Annotated in this window: 13 protein-coding genes; 6 read left to right on the top strand and 7 right to left on the bottom strand. The window is 69.4% G+C overall.

What is annotated here, in order from left to right:
* Positions 1 to 478 precede the first annotated feature (478 nt).
* A complete protein-coding gene (locus JOE48_RS11815; RefSeq protein WP_210029982.1) occupies positions 479 to 1351 on the top strand; it encodes an ABC transporter substrate-binding protein in 873 nt (290 codons plus the stop codon).
* A gap of 468 nt (positions 1352 to 1819) precedes the next feature.
* On the opposite strand, the gene atzF is transcribed toward JOE48_RS11815, so the two are convergent.
* From atzF to JOE48_RS11790, 5 genes are read right to left on the bottom strand one after another with little or no spacing between them, the layout of a single operon-like run.
* A complete protein-coding gene (atzF, locus tag JOE48_RS11810; protein WP_210029981.1) occupies positions 1820 to 3625 on the bottom strand; it encodes an allophanate hydrolase in 1806 nt (601 codons plus the stop codon).
* A 21-nt stretch (positions 3626 to 3646) separates the two neighbouring features.
* Positions 3647 to 4561 (bottom strand): polysaccharide deacetylase family protein, encoded by a 915-nt coding sequence (locus tag JOE48_RS11805; protein WP_210029979.1) that lies wholly within the window; start codon positions 4559 to 4561, stop codon positions 3647 to 3649.
* Positions 4561 to 5343: an ABC transporter ATP-binding protein gene (locus tag JOE48_RS11800; RefSeq protein WP_210029977.1), complete on the bottom strand. Its 783-nt coding sequence runs from the start codon at positions 5341 to 5343 to the stop codon at positions 4561 to 4563. The genes JOE48_RS11805 and JOE48_RS11800 overlap by 1 nt, the downstream gene beginning before the upstream one ends.
* On the bottom strand, positions 5336 to 6193 hold the full coding sequence (locus JOE48_RS11795; protein WP_210029975.1) for an ABC transporter permease: 858 nt from the start codon (positions 6191 to 6193) through the stop codon (positions 5336 to 5338). Before JOE48_RS11795 ends, JOE48_RS11800 begins: the two co-directional genes overlap by 8 nt.
* Entirely contained in the window at positions 6190 to 7140 is a 951-nt protein-coding gene (locus JOE48_RS11790; RefSeq protein ID WP_210029973.1) for an ABC transporter substrate-binding protein, read from the bottom strand. Before JOE48_RS11790 ends, JOE48_RS11795 begins: the two co-directional genes overlap by 4 nt.
* A 118-nt stretch (positions 7141 to 7258) precedes the next feature.
* Between JOE48_RS11790 and JOE48_RS11785 the strand changes: the two genes are divergently transcribed.
* On the top strand, positions 7259 to 8155 hold the full coding sequence (locus tag JOE48_RS11785) for a LysR family transcriptional regulator (RefSeq protein WP_210029972.1): 897 nt from the start codon (positions 7259 to 7261) through the stop codon (positions 8153 to 8155).
* Between the two features lie 40 nt (positions 8156 to 8195).
* On the opposite strand, the gene JOE48_RS11780 is transcribed toward JOE48_RS11785, so the two are convergent.
* Both JOE48_RS11780 and JOE48_RS11775 read right to left on the bottom strand, forming a co-directional pair.
* A complete protein-coding gene (locus tag JOE48_RS11780) occupies positions 8196 to 8873 on the bottom strand; it encodes a Fe2+-dependent dioxygenase (protein WP_210029971.1) in 678 nt (225 codons plus the stop codon).
* Positions 8874 to 8891: 18 nt separating this feature from the next.
* Positions 8892 to 10112: a PepSY domain-containing protein gene (locus tag JOE48_RS11775; RefSeq protein WP_210029970.1), complete on the bottom strand. Its 1221-nt coding sequence runs from the start codon at positions 10110 to 10112 to the stop codon at positions 8892 to 8894.
* A 221-nt stretch (positions 10113 to 10333) separates the two neighbouring features.
* Between JOE48_RS11775 and JOE48_RS11770 the strand changes: the two genes are divergently transcribed.
* The 4 genes from JOE48_RS11770 (at position 10334) to JOE48_RS11755 (ending at position 15808) form a co-directional block, all read left to right on the top strand.
* Complete coding sequence (locus JOE48_RS11770; RefSeq protein WP_210029969.1) at positions 10334 to 12682, top strand: TonB-dependent receptor; 2349 nt, start codon at positions 10334 to 10336, stop codon at positions 12680 to 12682.
* Positions 12683 to 12988: 306 nt separating this feature from the next.
* The gene (locus JOE48_RS11765; protein WP_210029968.1) at positions 12989 to 13753 is read left to right on the top strand and encodes a YfdX family protein; all 765 of its coding nucleotides are present in this window, start codon (positions 12989 to 12991) and stop codon (positions 13751 to 13753) included.
* A 140-nt stretch (positions 13754 to 13893) separates the two neighbouring features.
* Positions 13894 to 14535, top strand: coding sequence for a hypothetical protein (locus JOE48_RS11760; RefSeq protein WP_210029967.1), 642 nt, complete (start codon positions 13894 to 13896; stop codon positions 14533 to 14535).
* Positions 14501 to 15808, top strand: coding sequence for a DNA-packaging protein (locus JOE48_RS11755; protein WP_210029965.1), 1308 nt, complete (start codon positions 14501 to 14503; stop codon positions 15806 to 15808). The genes JOE48_RS11760 and JOE48_RS11755 overlap by 35 nt, the downstream gene beginning before the upstream one ends.
* Positions 15809 to 15933 lie beyond the last annotated feature (125 nt).

Genomic DNA, 15933 nt, shown 5'->3' with positions numbered 1-15933 from the left:
CGCGGTCGGCCTCGGACGAAGGCTTGCCCGTCCGTATCAAGGCATCTTCGAGACGAAGCGGACGATGCCGCCCCGTCCGCTCACGCTCCTTCCCAGAACTTGGAAGTATCCGCTGCTGGCTTCCACGATCTATTGCGACGCCTGCCCCATGCTCGCGGGGTCGTGCAGGATCTTTATCTTGCCGATCCCCCGCTGTTCCGGAGCGCTTCGGATCGAGGCCGCTACGCTGCCGCGCGAGGAGGCACCCTCGGCTCGATCGCGTATGCACTTAGCACTTTGCACCTGTCGTTACCAATTTGCCTAGACACTGCAGAACCGGCCTTCATTACTAAATATGTATCGGAGGGAGGGAAGAATGAAACGGCGTCGATTCCTTGCGGCGGGTGCGACGCTTTTCGCGTCGACATGCATGGTTCGGGCTCAGCCTCTCCGATCCTATAAGCTCGCGATTGTGCATCCTGATCGATCAACGAGCCTGATGACGAGGGAGAAAAGCCCTAATTTTCGAGCATTTTTCGACGAGCTTTCGAAATCTGGCTTCGAAGAGGGAAGCAGCTTGATCGTGGGTCGGTTCGACGGCGGTGGTATATCGGAAAACTACAAAGCAACTGCTGAGGAAGTCGTCAAATGGCGCCCCGATATCATAATGTCCATTTCAGATCGCATGACGAAATTGATTAAAGATGCGACCACAAGCATTCCGATCGTCGCTTTGACGAGTGACCCGGTATCGTACGGGCTGGCCCGCTCCCTGGCTCATCCTGGAGGCAACGTCACTGGAATTATGGTCAACTCTAGTCCTGAAATATTTGAAAAGCGCATCGAGTTTTTGAGAGAAATCGTTCCGGATACGCGAGGTGTTTTCCAGCTCACATCCCGTACCCTCTGGGAAAGTCCCTTGGGATCGAGTGTGCAAGCGGCTGTCGAGAAGGCCGGGCTTCAACTGATCGGTCCTCCTGTGGAAAGTCCGCATCGTGAGCCGCAGTACAGTGCAGCTGTGGCTGCTGCCGCTGAGAAAACGAAATCGGCCTTGGTCACGACGGCTGTCGAAAACTTCAACAACATGGATCTCATCATCAGACTGGTGAACGAGCACCGTATCGTCGCATTCTATCCGATGCGTGACTATGTCGTTCGAGGAGGACTTATAGGTCATGATATCGATCTCGTTGACCTGAATGCACATGTCGGGCAACAAGTTTCGCAAATCTTGAGAGGAACGGACGTCGGGAGCATCCCATTCTACCAGCCCCTGCGCCTGAAGATTTCGATAAATCTTGCCTCAGCGAATGCGGCGGGAATCAGCATACCGGCCAGCATCCTCGCCAGGGCTGACGAAGTGATCGAATGACCTCGATGGGACGAAGTCTGCCAGATGTGACCGTCTCATCGGCTGATGCGGCACCGGCATGCGGCGCGTGTTGCGCGCCCGTTCACAAGCCCGATTGAGACGAACGAGCTTGGACCCGCCCGACGGACACGGCCGGACGAGGGCGAGATCGGTCGAGAATGACGGTTCATCGCGAAGCCATTCACGGCCGACGAGGTGCAGGGCTGTCTCCGGGGATGCAGCTGTCGGGTAGAAACAGGCGTGGCAGTGCGAGTGGGGTTAGACGAAACAGGAGCGGATCAGGCGGCCTGTGAGTGCGGATGGAACGCTTGCTGTCCAATGCGATTCCGGAACCTGCTTGACCCCCCAGCCGAAGGAGCGGACGGCCGATCGATTGCCGCCATCGGTAGGCATCGATCGTCGGCCGAACGGCCGACCTGGATCGAAACCGGCTCCGCGCCGCGGGCACCAAGCGTCTGATCTTGATCCCTAGGCCGCCGCGCGACCGGCCATGTAGCCGCGCCAGCCGCCGAAGCGGGTGATGTCGGCCGCATCGACAAGGCCGGCGGCCTCGACCAGGAACCCCTTGGGCGCCGTCCCGTCGGCGAGCCGCAGAGTACCGATGCCGAGCGGCGCCGGGATCCCGGCCACGAAGGCCCCGAAGGCGGCGGGCGGCAGCGCCCACACCTCAGTCTCGATCGCGCCGCCCTCACCGGCAGCCACCCGGAGCAGCCCCGGGCGCTGCGGCGGCCCGCCGGGCAGGGCGTAGAGGCGATAGTCCGGCCCGGTTGGCGCCGTCCGCAGGTAACGGGCACCGCGTTCCGTCAACTCACGGTTCAGGGGCAGTCCGGACAGATGCGCGCCGACCACCGCCAGCTCGATCTCGCCGGGCAAGGCCCGCGCCGGGCCCGGCTCCGCCGCCGGCACGGGCGTCGGGCCCGCACCGATCCGGGCCGCCGTACGTGCGTGCAGGCGTGCGCCCAGGGCGGCGAGCAGCCCGTCCGATCCCCGCGGCGCCAGCAGGGTGACCCCCGCGGGGAAGCCGTCGGCGCGGGGCCGACCCGGGACCGCGAGGGCGCACCAGTCGAGCAGGTTGACGAAGTTGGTATAGGTTCCGAGCTCGCTGTTCGGCCCGATCGGGTCGGCGGCCAAGGCCGCGCAGGTCTGCGGGCGCGGATAGGTCGGCACGGCGAGCACGTCGACGCGCTCCCAGATCGCGTCCGCGGGGCGGCGCAGCTCCGTGAGGCTGTAGAGGCCCGCGAAGGCGTCGGCGGCGCTGTGGCGCCCGGCGTTGGCGATGACCGCCCGCGTCGTCGGGTGCAGGATCTCGGGGCGCGTCTCCATGACCGGCCGGATCGCCGCGTAGCGCTCGGCAACCCAGGGCCCGTCGTAGAGCAGGGCCGCGACGGCGAACATCGGCGCGCAATCGATGGGCGTTGCCGCACCGGCGAGGGCTTCGAGATCGGCGGCCGTCGCCGCGAAGGCCGCCTCCGAGAAATCGTCGCCGCCGAAGCGGAGGCTCGCCGCATCCGGCAGGCCCAGGCGTAGGCCCGGAGGGAGGCCGGCGGGCGTCGCGGCCACCGGTAGGGCCCGCGACCAGGGGTCGGCGCCGTCGAAGCCCAGCATGACCCGGAACGCCGCGTCGGCGTCGGCCACGGTCCCGGCGAAGACCGAGAGCGTATCGAGGGTCCGGCAGGCCGGCAGCATGCCGCGGCTGGAGATCGAGCCCAGGGACGGCTTCAACCCGACGACGTTGTTGAGCGCCGCCGGCACCCGGCCCGAGCCCGCCGTATCGGTCCCGAGGGCGAAGGCGACGATCCCGTGGGCGACCGCGACGGCCGAGCCGCTGCTGGAACCGCCGGGCACGTAGGCCGGATCGATCGCGTTGCGCGGGGCGGGGAAGGGAGTCCGCAGGCCCACGAGACCGGTGGCGAACTGGTCGAGGTTGGTCTTGCCGATCAGGATCGCCCCGGCCGCCACGAGGCGCATCACAGCGGGCGCGGTCTCGGTCGGCGTATAGGCGAAGTCCGGGCAGGCCGCGGTGGTCGGCAGGCCGGCGACGTCGATGTTGTCCTTGACGGCGAAGGGGACGCCCCAGAGCGGCATCGCCACGGGGTCGAAGGGCGGCAGCGCCCCCGCGGCGTCCCGCGCGTCGGCCTCCGGCACCAGCGCGAGGAAGATGCCGGGATCGCCGACCGCGGCGATCCGGCGATAGGCCTCAGCCACGACGGTGCGTGGGTCGAGGCCGTCGGAATAGGCCGCGTGCAGGAGCGGAATTGTCGGGAAGGGCGGCACGGCGTCTCCTCGGGGCGCGGCTCAGGATCCGTCGCCGGTGGCGCGATACCAGTCGAGGATCTCGACCCCCTGCATGACGGCCACGTCGCTGCGCGCCAGGATGGCGTCGAGCAGCCGCTCGAGCAGGGCGATCCGGTGCGGCACGCCGGTGATGTACGGATGGATCGCGAAGCCCATCACCTTGGCGCCGCCGAGCGGGCCGGGACCCGCGGCCTCGGCGGCAAGGCGGTCGAGATGGGCGAGCGCCCGCTCGACGAACTCGTCGGCGCGATGGTGCTGGATGGCGAGCAGCGGGATGTCGTTCAGCTCGACGGAGTAGGGGAGGGCAAAGAGGTCGCTCGTGCGCGTCGCCACCCGGCAGGGGCGATCGTCGACCACGAAGTCGCCGATATACTCGATGCCGGCCGCACGCAGGTGGTCGGGGGTGTCGAGGGTCTCGGTGAGGCCCGGGCCCAGCCAGCCGCGCGGCGGGCGCCCCGTGACCGCGGTGATGGCCGCGACCGTGCGGGCGATCATCTCGGGCTGGTCCGCGACCCGATGGGTCGGGACTTGGTGGAAGCCGTGGGCCATGAACTCCCAGCCGGCCGCGTGGGCGGCCTCGGCGATGCGCGGATAGGCCGTGCAGACCGAACCGTTGATCGACAGGGTCGGGCGGATGCCGCGGCTCTCGAACGCCTCCAGGAAGCGCCAGAACCCGACCCGCATCCCGTACTCGTGCCACGCCCAGTTCGGGATATCCGGCAGCAGGCTCGCGGCGGTCGGCGGCACCAGGATCTGGCGCGGCATCGGATGGTCGATCAGCCAGTGCTCGACATTGACCACCGGCCAGATTGCGACGTGCTTGCCCCCGGGCAGCGCCAGCCGCGGCCGGTCGATGGCGGCGCGGTAGGCGAGCCTGTTCTCAGGCCGGCGGGGATCGTCGAAGGCGGTCTCCATCAGGCGGCGGCCCGCGGCGCGTGGTGGCTGTGAAGCTGCGCCGCCAGCATCCGGCGCAGGTCGTTGAAGGCCGGGCTCGACACGTCGCGCCGCCGCTGCAGCTCGACCGGATGAATCGACTCGATCCGCCCGGGGCCGGGCGACATCATCACGATCCGGTCGGCCAGGAAGATCGCCTCCTCGATGGCGTGGGTGACGAACAGGATCGTCAGCCCCGTCCGCGACCACAGGTCGAGCAGCTCGTCCTGAAGCCGCTCGCGGGTCATGGCGTCGAGCGCCCCGAAGGGCTCATCCATCAGCACCACCTCGGCCTCGTTGGCGAGCACCCGGGCGATGGCGACGCGCTGCTTCATCCCGCCCGAGAGCTGGTGCGGGTAGGCGTCCGCGAAGGCCTGGAGGCCGACGAGGGCGATGTAGCGCTCGGCGATGTCGCGCACCTCGGCGGCGGGCCGCCCACAGGCCTTCGGGCCGAAGCCGATATTGTCGCGCACGGTGAGCCACGGGAACAGGCCGTAATCCTGGAAGACCATGCCGCGGCTCGGCCCCGGCCCCGCGATCGGCTTGCCCCACATCAGGGCCTGCCCGGCGGTCGGGGCCTCGAAGCCGGCGGCGACCCGCAGCAGCGTCGACTTCCCGCAGCCCGAGGCGCCGAGCAGGCAGACGAACTCGCCGCGCGCCACGGTGAGGTTCGCCTCGCGCAAGGCCTCGGTCCGGCGGCCGCCGGCCGTGTAGGTCTTGGAGACCGCCCGCATGTCGAGGATCGGGATCGTCGGATCAGCCATGATTGGGGCTCCAGGCGAGCAGCCGGCGGCCGAGCTGCATGACCAGCCAGTCGGAGACGAAGCCTGCGACCCCGATCACCGCCATGCCGCAGATCACGATCTCGGTGCGCGACAGCTGGCGCGCCTCCATGATGATCGCGCCGAGGCCGGTCTGGACGCCGGTCATCTCGCCGACCACGATCACCACCCAGGCAAAGCCCAGCCCCAGCCGCAGACCGGTGAAGATCGACGGCAGCGCCGCCGGCAGCACCACCCGGACGAACTGCGCCGGACCGGTGCAGCCCAGCATCGCCGCCGCCTCGAACAGGCGGGGCTCGACCGAGCGCACGCCGAACACGGTGTTGACCAGGATCGGGTAGAACGCCCCGAGGAAGACGAGGAAGAAGGCCGAGCGCGGCCCGAGGCCGAACAGGATCATCGCCAGCGGCAGCCACGCGGTGACCGGAACCGGCCTCAGGACCTGCAGGACCGGATCGAGGAGCGCCCGGATCAGCGGCACGCGGCCGATCAGCAGGCCGAGCGGCAGAGCTGCGGCCGCCGCCAGCGCGAAACCGCCGTAGACCCGGCTCAGCGAGGCCACGAGATGGGTCCAGAGGGTGCCGCTGAAGGCGTCGTCGTTGATGCCGCCGACCGCGAGGTCCTGCAGCTCGGCCCAGACCTCCGCGGGCGGCGGGATCAGGCTGTAGGGCCGGCCCGCGGTGGTGAACTGCCAGATTGCGACGAGCGCCGCTGGCACCACGCAGGCCAGCGCCAGCCGGCGGAGGCGGGCGAAGCCGGCACCGGCCCGGTCGGCCGCGGGGGCCGGCGCTACCGTCGCCGGCAGGGGGCCGGCCTCGATCCCGGTGCTCACGCCCGCCCCATCGCGTCGACGAAGCGGGTGTCGATGAAGCCGGGCTCGGGCAGCCGCTTGATCTGCTTGAGCGCCAGCATGTGCTGCGCGTAGGCTTGCGCCTGCCGGACCTCGTCCGGCCCGAGGCGCCAGGTCAGCTCGACATTCGGGGCCGACAGTTCCAGCGCCTCACGCTTCTGGCCGAGCTTGGCCACCGCCATGGCGATCATGGCGTCGCGGTCGCGGGCCGCGAAGTCCGTGGCCTTGCGGTGGATCTCCAGCATGGTCCGGACGAGGTCGGGCCGCTCGGCGAGCGTGTCGCGATGGGCACCGAACACCATGTTCAGGGCGCCCATCTCGGTGCCGTAGGGATACTCGACGAGCTGGCCGACGCCCGAGGCGAGGCTGACGCCCGGCCCCGGCTCGGCGCCGACATAGGCGTCGACGTCGCCGCGGGCGAGCGCGATGTGCATCTCCGAGAAGGAGATGCGCACGGGGGTGATGTCCTTCACGGACAGCCCCTCCATCCGCATCCGCTCCAGGACGAAGACCTCCTGGGTGCTACCGGGCCAGATCGCGACCCGCTTGCCGCGCAGGTCCTTGATGGCGTGGATGTCGGAGCCCTTCTTGGCGATCACCGCCATCCCGCGGTTGCAGGTCGAGGCGATCACCACGAGCGGCTCACCGGCGGCGGCACCCAGCGTCGCGGCGGCGATGCCGAAGGTGCCGAAATCCACCGACTTGGTGACGACGGCGTTCTTGCACTCGGTCGGGCTCTCGAACGGCACCACCTCCACGGTCACGCCCGCGGGGGTGAAGCGCTCGTAGAAGCTCGGCGCGATCGAGTGGATCAGCTTGAGCGAGCCCATCCGGATCGTCACGGGGGCGCCCTGGGCACGGGCGCCGGACAGGGGGCCGACGGCGAGGCCGGCCCCGAGACCGGCCAGGAGGGTGCGGCGGCGGATCATCGAACGGCTCCTGCAAGGTCACGATTGCCGTAACGCTAGGCGCGGACCCTGTTGCGAGGAAGTGCTATTTCCTGAGCGATCCGTTGCATTCTCGGCAACGGCGGTGGAGTGTGCACGTGTGAAGCATCTGCGCACCGTCACCTACGTTGCCGAGATCGCCCGTGCCGGCTCGATCCGGCGCGCCGCGGAGCGTCTCAACCTGACGCCATCGGCCCTGACGCGGCAGATCCAGGATCTCGAATACGAGCTCGGCACGCCGATCTTCGAGCGCCTGCCGCAGGGCATGCGGCTCAACGCGGCCGGTGAGCTGTTCGCCCGTCATATCCGCGACCAAGTGGCGGATCTCGACCGGGTGCGCTCCCAGATCGCCGACCTATCGGGGGTGCGGCGTGGCCACGTGGCCCTGGCCTGCAGCCAGGCATTCGTCACGCAGGTCGTGCCGGAGGAGGTCGAGGCCTACAGGGCCCGGTTTCCCCAGGTCGGCTTCACCGTGCAGGTCCGCGATCACGCGCAGGCGGTGACGGCGCTGGCGGCCTTCGAGGCGGATCTCGCCCTGATCCTGCAGCCGCCGCCCTCGGCGGAGCTGCACCTCCTCTATTCCGGCCACCAGACCCTGTGCGCGCTGATGCGCAGCGGCCACCCGCTGGCGGCGGAGGCGGGGCCGGTGCGGCTGCGCGACTGCCTCGCCCATGCCCTGGCGCTGCCCGACCACTCGCTCGCCATCCGCCATCACATCGAGCAGGCGCTTGCCCGGCGGGGGGTCGAGCTCCGGCCGTCCGTCGAGTCGGGCTCGCTGGAATTCCTCCGCAACCTGACCCTGCGGGAGGACGTGGTCAGCCTCCAGGTTCCCAGCGGCATCCCGGAGGATCCGCGCCTGCACAGCCGCCCGATCGACACGCGCGACCTCACGCCGATGACGCTTGTCCTGGCGCAACTGCGCGGACGGTCGCTGTCGGTGGCTGCGGCCAAGTTCGCCGATCAGCTCGTCGTTCGGCTTAATCGCGAGGGCGCCTGACGAAGATCGATACTGGGCCGGCGACAATCCCTGTCTCCGATCAGGTCTCGGCCCATTGCCGAAGCAGATTGTGGTAGGTGCCCGTCAGGGCAACGAGCGCCTCGTGCCCCGGGACGTCGCGGGTCAGGTGCCGGATCGAGGTGTCGAGGTCGAACAGCAGGGCCCGGCGCGTCCTGTCGCGGATCAGGCTCTGGATCCAGAAGAAGGACGCGACGCGCGAGCCGCGGGTGATCGGCGTGACGGTGTGCAGGCTGTCCGCAGGGTAGATCACCAGGTCGCCGGCCGGCAGCTTGACGGCGTGGGAGCCATAGGTGTCCTCCACCGTCAGCTCGCCGCCGTCGTACTCGTCCGGTCCGCTGAGAAACAGCGTCGCCGAGATATCCGTGCGGATGCGCTGGCCGTCCAGCGACTGGCGGATGGCGTTGTCGATATGGGCGCCGAACGTCATGCCGGAATCGTACCGGTTGAACAGCGGCGGGAAGACCGTGTGCGGCAGGGCGGCCGAGAGGAACAGCGGACTGCGCTTGAGCGCGAGCATCACCAGGCCGCCGAGTTCCTGGGCCTCGGGCGCGTCCTCCGGCAATTGCAGGTTCTTCTTGACCTGCGCCGACTGGAACCCGGCGGTCACCCGCCCGTCGGTCCAGGCCGCCTGGTCTATGACGGTTCGGCACCGGGCGACCTGATCCGCATTCAGGACCTGCGGGATGTGGACGAGCATCGGAGGGGCTCCCTTCGCCTAAGCGTTTTCAGCTGAGATGAGGCGCCGGTCGGAAAACGCGGCCGCGTCGCGCTGCAGCGCCGCTCTGTTGCGCCGCTTCCGCATCCACATCAGCACGCCGGTGATCGCCAGCAGCGTGGGCAGCGCCCCGCAGAGGCCGGCCAGCGCCGCCCAGACCGGGCCGTGCGCGCGGCCCTGGTGCACCCGCCGCATCCAGGCGCCGATCGCGTCGCCGCGGCTTTGCGCCGGCTCCGGCTTGGTCTGTCCGGTCGCATCATCGATGCTGACCGCGTGCCGGGTCCCGTCCGCGGCCTGGACCTCCAGGCGCCACGCCTTCGTGACGGTGCTGGGGACGGCGAGCAGGCGGGGCGTCTCCGGCGCGGCCGCGTCTGTCCCGAGCGCGAGGGCCCGGTCCGCGGTGAGCATCGGCTGCGGCATCAGCGGATCGCCGCCGGCTCGCCGGACGGGCGGCCGCGGCGCGTCGAACGCGTTCAGGACGGCGCTGGCCTGCGGCGGGAAGGCGAGCACGATGCCGGTGAGCGCCATCAGTCCGAGAGGAATGGAGATCCAGAAACCCGCGAGGTGGTGCAGGTTGATGCTCGTCGCCGGGCCGCGTCGCCAGGCCAGGGCGCGCACGAAGCGCCCGTTGCGCGGCAGCCAGAGGACAAGCCCGGTCACCGACAGCAGGAGCAGCGCCACGCCGGTCCAGCCGACGATGTCGCGGCCGGAATACGCCGGCACCATCAGGTTCTCGTGGAAGACGTGAACCTGCCCGATCGGCGAATTGCGCGGGTCCTTGACGCCCAGCACCGCGGCCGTCGGCGGGTCGAGATAGACGAGGCGGCTGGGCGGCCGCCTCGGGCCACCCGATTCCCCGGGTCCGCCGCTCCGGTTCGCGGCGCGGTCGCCGTCGGGTCGACGCGCCTCCACCGCCGCCGCGGTCTGGAGGCGGACCACGACCGTCACCGGATCGCCCTCCGCATGCGGCCAGCGCAGCACGGCCGCCTGGCCACCCACGGCCTCGCTCGCGCTGCGCAGATAGGCGTCCGCGGGACGCGCGACCGCCGCGCCGGTGGTCGCGTAGAGCCCCGGATTGAGAACCGCGTCGATCTCGTCGTCGAACACCAGGACGAGCCCGGTGAGGCTGATCGGCACGATCAGGAGCGTCAGGCCGATCCCGAGCCACAGGTGCACCGTCCGGAGCACCCGACGCCAGGAAGGAGATCGTCCGAAGGCCATCCGTCTCGCACCCGCTCGGTCACCGCTGGCCGCTCTTGGGTCAAGACGGCAACAAATGCAATCGCAGCATTTTAGAACTGGTCCAGTACATCCCTTCTTTCGAATTATTAAAATCTAAAAATAACAGATTTAATCCCATGATGTACGGATTTCTGTTGCTGTATGCGTCTGGACTAAGATACGCGCCGGAAACGTATCCGGATCGGAAGCCTAGAATTACTATGAACAAGCAGGAGCTGATCGCCGAGCTATTCTCGGTCCGGGACGATGGGGCCGGTTCCGCATTCGACAACGCACCCGGACCGCGCGCGCCGGGATTGGCGCGCCTGTCGCAGGCTGCGCTCGGCGCGGCGTCCCTGGCCTTCGTGGCGGCGCCCGCGGCCGCACAGGAGACCCTGTCGGTCGTGATGGATCAGCTCGACGTCACGACGTCGGGGCCCGCCACGGGTTCACCCTACAATCCCCGGCAGCTCCAGCTTCAGCGGTTGCCGACCCCGATCCTCGATACGCCCCAGAGCATCACGGTCGTCCCGCAGCAGCTCATCCAGGATCAGCGCGATTCGACGCTCGTGGAGACGCTGCGCAACGTGCCCGGCATCACGATGTTCGGCGGCGAGGGCGGCACGCAGGGCGACAACATCAACATCCGCGGCTACTCCGCCCGCAACGACTTCTATCGCGACGGCGTTCGCGATCCGGGCTGGTACACCCGCGACACGTTCAGCATCGAGAGCGTCGAGGTGCTGAAGGGGCCGTCCTCGTTCCTGTTCGGGCGCGGCTCGACCGGCGGCGTCGTCAACGTCACCAGCAAGCTGCCGTTCTTCGCCGCCGACAAGGTCCAGATCGACGCCTCGGGCTACAGCGCCCCGGGCGCGCGCGTCACCGGCGACATCAACTCGGTTCTCGGCGACTCGGCGGTCCGCCTCGCGTTCCTCGCCAACGACACCGATGTCGCCGGCCGCGACCACATCAACACCACGCGCTTCGGCGTCGCGCCGTCGATCCGCGCCAACCTGACGCCGGACGATCAGGTGACGGTCAGCTACATCTACCAGAAGGACAACAACATCCCCGATTACGGCATCCCGGTTCTGCCGGGCGCCTATTTCGGGACGTATTACGGGCAACCGGCGCCGGTCTCGAAGAACACCTATTTCGGCCGGCTCAGCCCGGGTTTCTCCGACACCGAGCGGGTGGACGCCCATATCGGCACCCTGCAGTACAAGCACACCTTCGATCAGGACTGGAGCATCACCAACACCACGCGTTACTCGCTGATCGACCGGTTCGTGCGCGTCCGCGGTGTCCAGGTCAACGCGACGAACCTGTACGGGCAGGCGACCGGCGGCGTGCCGCTGTCCGGGGCGGCGCTGTTCATGCGCCCGCTCGGCAATCTGTACGTGAACAACACGAACGATTTTCAGAACCACACCGTCAACACGCTGTTCACGAACCAGACCGATCTCGTCGGCCACGCCGAGACGTTCGGCCTCCAGCACACGCTGCTGAGCGGGATCGAGGTGAGCCAGGAGACTCGCGATCAGTATCGGACCAACATCGCGGGCGGCTCGCGCGTCAATGTCGGGTTTCCCAACCCGTATCCGGCCAGCCCGGGGACGATTCCGGCCACCAGCACCGACACGTACGCCGTCGGCGACACGGTCGGCGTGTATGCGAGCGATCAGGTCAAGATCAATCGCTACCTCGAGATCCTGGGCGGCCTGCGCTACGACGATCTCACGGTCCGCCAGCACGCCGCCACCGTCCGGTCGGGAACCTACAACGAGACCGGGCCGCTCAACGCGACCACGCCGTACGACGTCGTCAACAAGGTGCAGTTCGTCAGCTGGCGGACGGGCGCCGTCGTTCACCCCGTCGACAACGCAAGCGTCTACTTCATGTACGGGACCTCGTTCGATCCATCGAGCGAGTATCTGACGATTACGGGCGGACAGCAGAACCTCAATCCGACGACCAACGAGACCTACGAGGTCGGCGCGAAATACGATCTGTTCGACAATCAGCTCAGCCTGACCGGTGCCGTGTTCCAAGTGACCCAGCAGAACGCCATCGAGGCGGTCGATCAGACCAACGGCATCTACGCGACGGTCGGCACCACCCGGGTCCAGGGGTTCGAACTCGGCATCGCCGGCAAGATCACCGACGCCTGGAGCGTCTTCGGCGGCTACACCTATCTGGACGGCCGGGTCCTGAAGAGCGCCCGGAACACGGCCGGCGCCTTCGTGACGACGCCGGGCAATATTCTCGCCAACACGCCGCACAACACCTTCTCGCTGACCAGCACCTACGTCCTCCTGCCGGGCCTGACGGTCGGCGGCAGCGCGTATTACGTGGGTGAACGGTTCACCAGCGCGGCCAATACAGCTTTGGTGCCTGGCTACTGGCGCCTCGACGCGCTGGCCGTCTACAGGCTGACCGAGAGCGCGGCCCTGCAGCTCAACGTCTACAACATCGCCAATACGAAGAACTTCGAAACGGTGTCGGGCTTCGGGTCGGCCACGCCGGGTCCGGGCCGCACCTTCGTGCTCACGGCCCGCCTGACCTTCTGAATCAGTTTGCGTGTGAGCGGTCTGCTCCGTCATCGCGCGCGGAGCGAAGCGACCCAGCGTGCCGCGACGCCGGAAGTCGTGGCGCTCCTGGATTGCTGCGCTGCGCCCGCTAGGACGGGGGCGGGATGCAGCGACCGGAAGCCCATTGTCGCGCGCCGGCGATCCGACCGGCCGCGACCCGCATGGACGATGTTTCATCTTCCGGACATGCCACCAAGACGGGCCGGATCTATTGTCTGAACATCGGATGAAGAGCGCGAGTGTAGCGCAAATCATCTCATCCGACATTCAGATGGAGATCGGACGATGACTTATCGGAAGTCTATGGCCGCGGCGCTCGTGCTCACCACCATCCTGGGCGGATCGGCCTTCGCGGCCGAGCAGGCCGCCCAGCCGTCGGCGGCGAACCGGACGGCGGTCGACAGGGATGTCGGCAAGCTCTCCAAGGACGGGGCGCAGGGCTTCCGGGATCTCCAGCTCACCCGTCTGGCGATCTTCGAGGCCGATCCCGCCCAGGCCAAGGACATGATCGGCAAGGCGCAGGCGGCCTTCGCGAAGGCGAAGACCGACGACGCGGTGTTCACCAAGGCGGAGGCCGAGCTCAAGACGCAAGCCGGCAGCGCCGGCCAGAAGGCCACGGCGACCGGGAGCGAGGCCGCGCCGGCCTCCAAGGCGGCACTCGCCTGGGTGCCGGTCGATGCGCAGCTCGTGCTGGGCGACGACTTCGTGGCGACGCCCGAGAAGGCCTCGGCCGTCACCGAGGCCAACAAGAACCTCGCCAAGGGCGACCAGACCGGCGCGCTGGAGACGCTCAAGCTCGCCCATGTCGACGTGAACTTCACCATGGCGGTGCTCCCGCTCGACAAGACCGTGGCCGACATCGACCAGGCGGCGACGCTGATCGGGCAGGGCAAGTATTACGAGGCCAACGCGGTCCTGAAGACGGCGCAGGACGGCATTCGCTTCGACGTGATCGACGCGGTCGCCCTGCCGCAGAAGGCCACGACGGCCGCTGCCAAGACGGCTCCACAGGCCACTGGGACGAATGCCGGTGCCAAGAGCGGCCGATGAACAGCGGCCCGCGACCGGACGGCGTGGGCCGGCGCGCGGCCTGAATTCCTAATTGAAAATCAAATAGGAATTTACACTTGACACCGTCGCGCTGCTCGGCTATCAAGCAGGCACGGTCGAGACGTGTGCGGAGATGGGTGATGCCGAGAACCGGTCCCCGCCGCGCCGAGCCCCGCGCGGCGGCCCTGTGCCTCCTGCGCGAGACCGAACTCTCCGTCGCGGAGATCGCGGCCCGCGTCGGCGCGAGCGCCCGGACCGTCTGGCACTGGAACAGGCGAGGCGGCTGGCCGCGGCCGCCGCGGCGGCGCTGGCTGCTGACCGCGCGCTGGCCGGCGGCGCGCCGGGCCGCGTTGCTGCGCCTGCTCGGCGCGCCGGGCAACGATCCCGCCGACATCGCCGAGGTGCTGGGCCTCGGCCGCCCTGGCCCGAAGGCTCTGGTCTCGACCTTCGGGTCGGCCCTGGCACCGGCGGTGCGCGCGCGCCTGGACCAGCCTTTGGCCGATCCGGCGGTCCTGCGGGCGCATCTGTGCGGCCACATCGCCCGGCAGATCGCCACGTTCGACGCGGCTTTGAGCCGGGACGAGCCGGCCTTGCGCGACTCGGCCCGGGTGCTGCGCGATCTCGGGGGGCTCAAGCGGCTGCTCGACACGGTCGGGGCGGATGGCGGGCGGAATGGTGCGGGGGAGGGGAGCGATGACGGCATCGAGCCCGACCTGCCCGCCCTCCGCGCGGAGATCGCGGGACGCTATGCTGGCTTTGTCGGCGGCCGGGCGTCTGCCTGACTTCCTCGAGACCCTGCCGCCGGCGCTGCTCCGGGCGCTGGCCGGCGACTGGCTGCACCAGGCCCGGGCGGATCAGCTGCCGCCGGCCGCGTCCGAACCCTGGACCACCTGGGCGGTGATCGGCGGCCGCGGCAGCGGCAAGACCCGCACCGGGGCCGAATGGGTCGACGCGCTCACCCGCGGCGATCCGGCCTTCACGCCCGAGCCGGTCGGGCGCATCGCGCTGGTGGGCGAGACGCATCTCGACGTGCGCGACGTGATGGTGGAGGGGCCGTCGGGGCTCCTCGGCCTGCCGCGCCGCGGCCGGGCGCGGCCGGTCTGGTCGCCGAGCCGGCGGCGGCTCGAATGGGAGAACGGCGCAGTCGCGCTCGCCTTCTCGGCGGAGGAGCCCGACGCGCTCCGCGGCCCGCAATTCGGCGCCGCTTGGTGCGACGAGGCCGCCAAGTGGCGCCGGCCGGAGGCGACCTTCGACATGCTGCAATTCGGGCTGCGCCTCGGCGCCCGGCCGCGCAACCTCGTGACCACGACGCCGCGGCCGGTCCCGCTGATCCGCCGCCTGCTCGCCGATCCGCGCACCGTCGTGAGCCGGGCGCGCACGCAGGACAACGCGCAGAACCTCGCGCCGGACTTCCTGGAGCGGGTGGTCGGCCGCTACGCCGGCACCCGCCTCGGCCGCCAGGAACTCGACGGCGAGCTCATCGCCGACCGGGACGACGCCCTGTGGGACCGCGCCGCCCTGGAGGCCGCCCGGGTCGGGGCCGCACCGGATCTCGGCCGGATCGTCGTGGCGGTCGATCCGCCGGCCGGCTCGGGTGCGCGCTCGGATGCCTGCGGGATCGTCGCGGCCGGGCGGGCCGGCACCCACGCCTATGTGCTGGCCGATGCGAGCTTCGCCCGCGCCAGCCCGCAGGCCTGGGCGGGGACGGCGCTGGCGCTCTATCACCGGCTCCGGGCCGACGCCCTCGTGGTCGAGGTCAACCAGGGCGGCGAGATGGCCGCCGCCGTGCTGGCCCAGTGCGATCCCGCCGTGCCGGTGACGCGGGTGCACGCCACGCGCGGCAAGTATCTGCGGGCCGAGCCGGTGTCGCTGCTCTACGCCCGCGGGCTGGTCCACCATGTCGGCGCCTTGCCGGCGCTGGAGGACGAGCTGTGCGATTTCGGCCCCGACGGGCTGTCCGGTGGAGCCTCGCCCGACCGGCTCGACGCCCTGGTCTGGGCGCTCACCCACCTGATGCTCGAGACGCGCGCGGAGCCGCGGATCCGGCGTCTCTGATCCGAGGCGGCCGATCCTCTATCGACGTGCTTCCGGATTCCGGGCTCGCCTCCGGCGCCCCGGAAGGACGGTGGAAGCATGAACCCGAGGGGGCGCCCACACCCGGACTCAGCGCCGGCACGGCC

The sequence above is a fragment of the Methylobacterium sp. PvR107 genome (assembly GCF_017833295.1).
Lineage (GTDB): Bacteria > Pseudomonadota > Alphaproteobacteria > Rhizobiales > Beijerinckiaceae > Methylobacterium.
Note: the sequence above shows the minus strand (reverse complement) of the source record. Positions and strands in the feature narration are given on the sequence as shown.

What these genes read in the sequence shown, in the direction of transcription:
- JOE48_RS11815 (WP_210029982.1), top strand. Translation starts at nt 479, where the DNA reads ATGACGAGGGAGAAAAGCCCTAATTTTCGAGCATTTTTCGACGAGCTT.
- JOE48_RS11805 (WP_210029979.1), bottom strand. Translation starts at nt 4,561, where the DNA reads ATGGAGACCGCCTTCGACGATCCCCGCCGGCCTGAGAACAGGCTCGCC.
- JOE48_RS11800 (WP_210029977.1), bottom strand. Translation starts at nt 5,343, where the DNA reads ATGGCTGATCCGACGATCCCGATCCTCGACATGCGGGCGGTCTCCAAG.
- JOE48_RS11790 (WP_210029973.1), bottom strand. Translation starts at nt 7,140, where the DNA reads ATGATCCGCCGCCGCACCCTCCTGGCCGGTCTCGGGGCCGGCCTCGCC.
- JOE48_RS11780 (WP_210029971.1), bottom strand. Translation starts at nt 8,873, where the DNA reads ATGCTCGTCCACATCCCGCAGGTCCTGAATGCGGATCAGGTCGCCCGG.
- JOE48_RS11775 (WP_210029970.1), bottom strand. Translation starts at nt 10,112, where the DNA reads ATGGCCTTCGGACGATCTCCTTCCTGGCGTCGGGTGCTCCGGACGGTG.
- JOE48_RS11770 (WP_210029969.1), top strand. Translation starts at nt 10,334, where the DNA reads ATGAACAAGCAGGAGCTGATCGCCGAGCTATTCTCGGTCCGGGACGAT.
- JOE48_RS11765 (WP_210029968.1), top strand. Translation starts at nt 12,989, where the DNA reads ATGACTTATCGGAAGTCTATGGCCGCGGCGCTCGTGCTCACCACCATC.
- JOE48_RS11760 (WP_210029967.1), top strand. Translation starts at nt 13,894, where the DNA reads ATGCCGAGAACCGGTCCCCGCCGCGCCGAGCCCCGCGCGGCGGCCCTG.
- JOE48_RS11755 (WP_210029965.1), top strand. Translation starts at nt 14,501, where the DNA reads ATGCTGGCTTTGTCGGCGGCCGGGCGTCTGCCTGACTTCCTCGAGACC.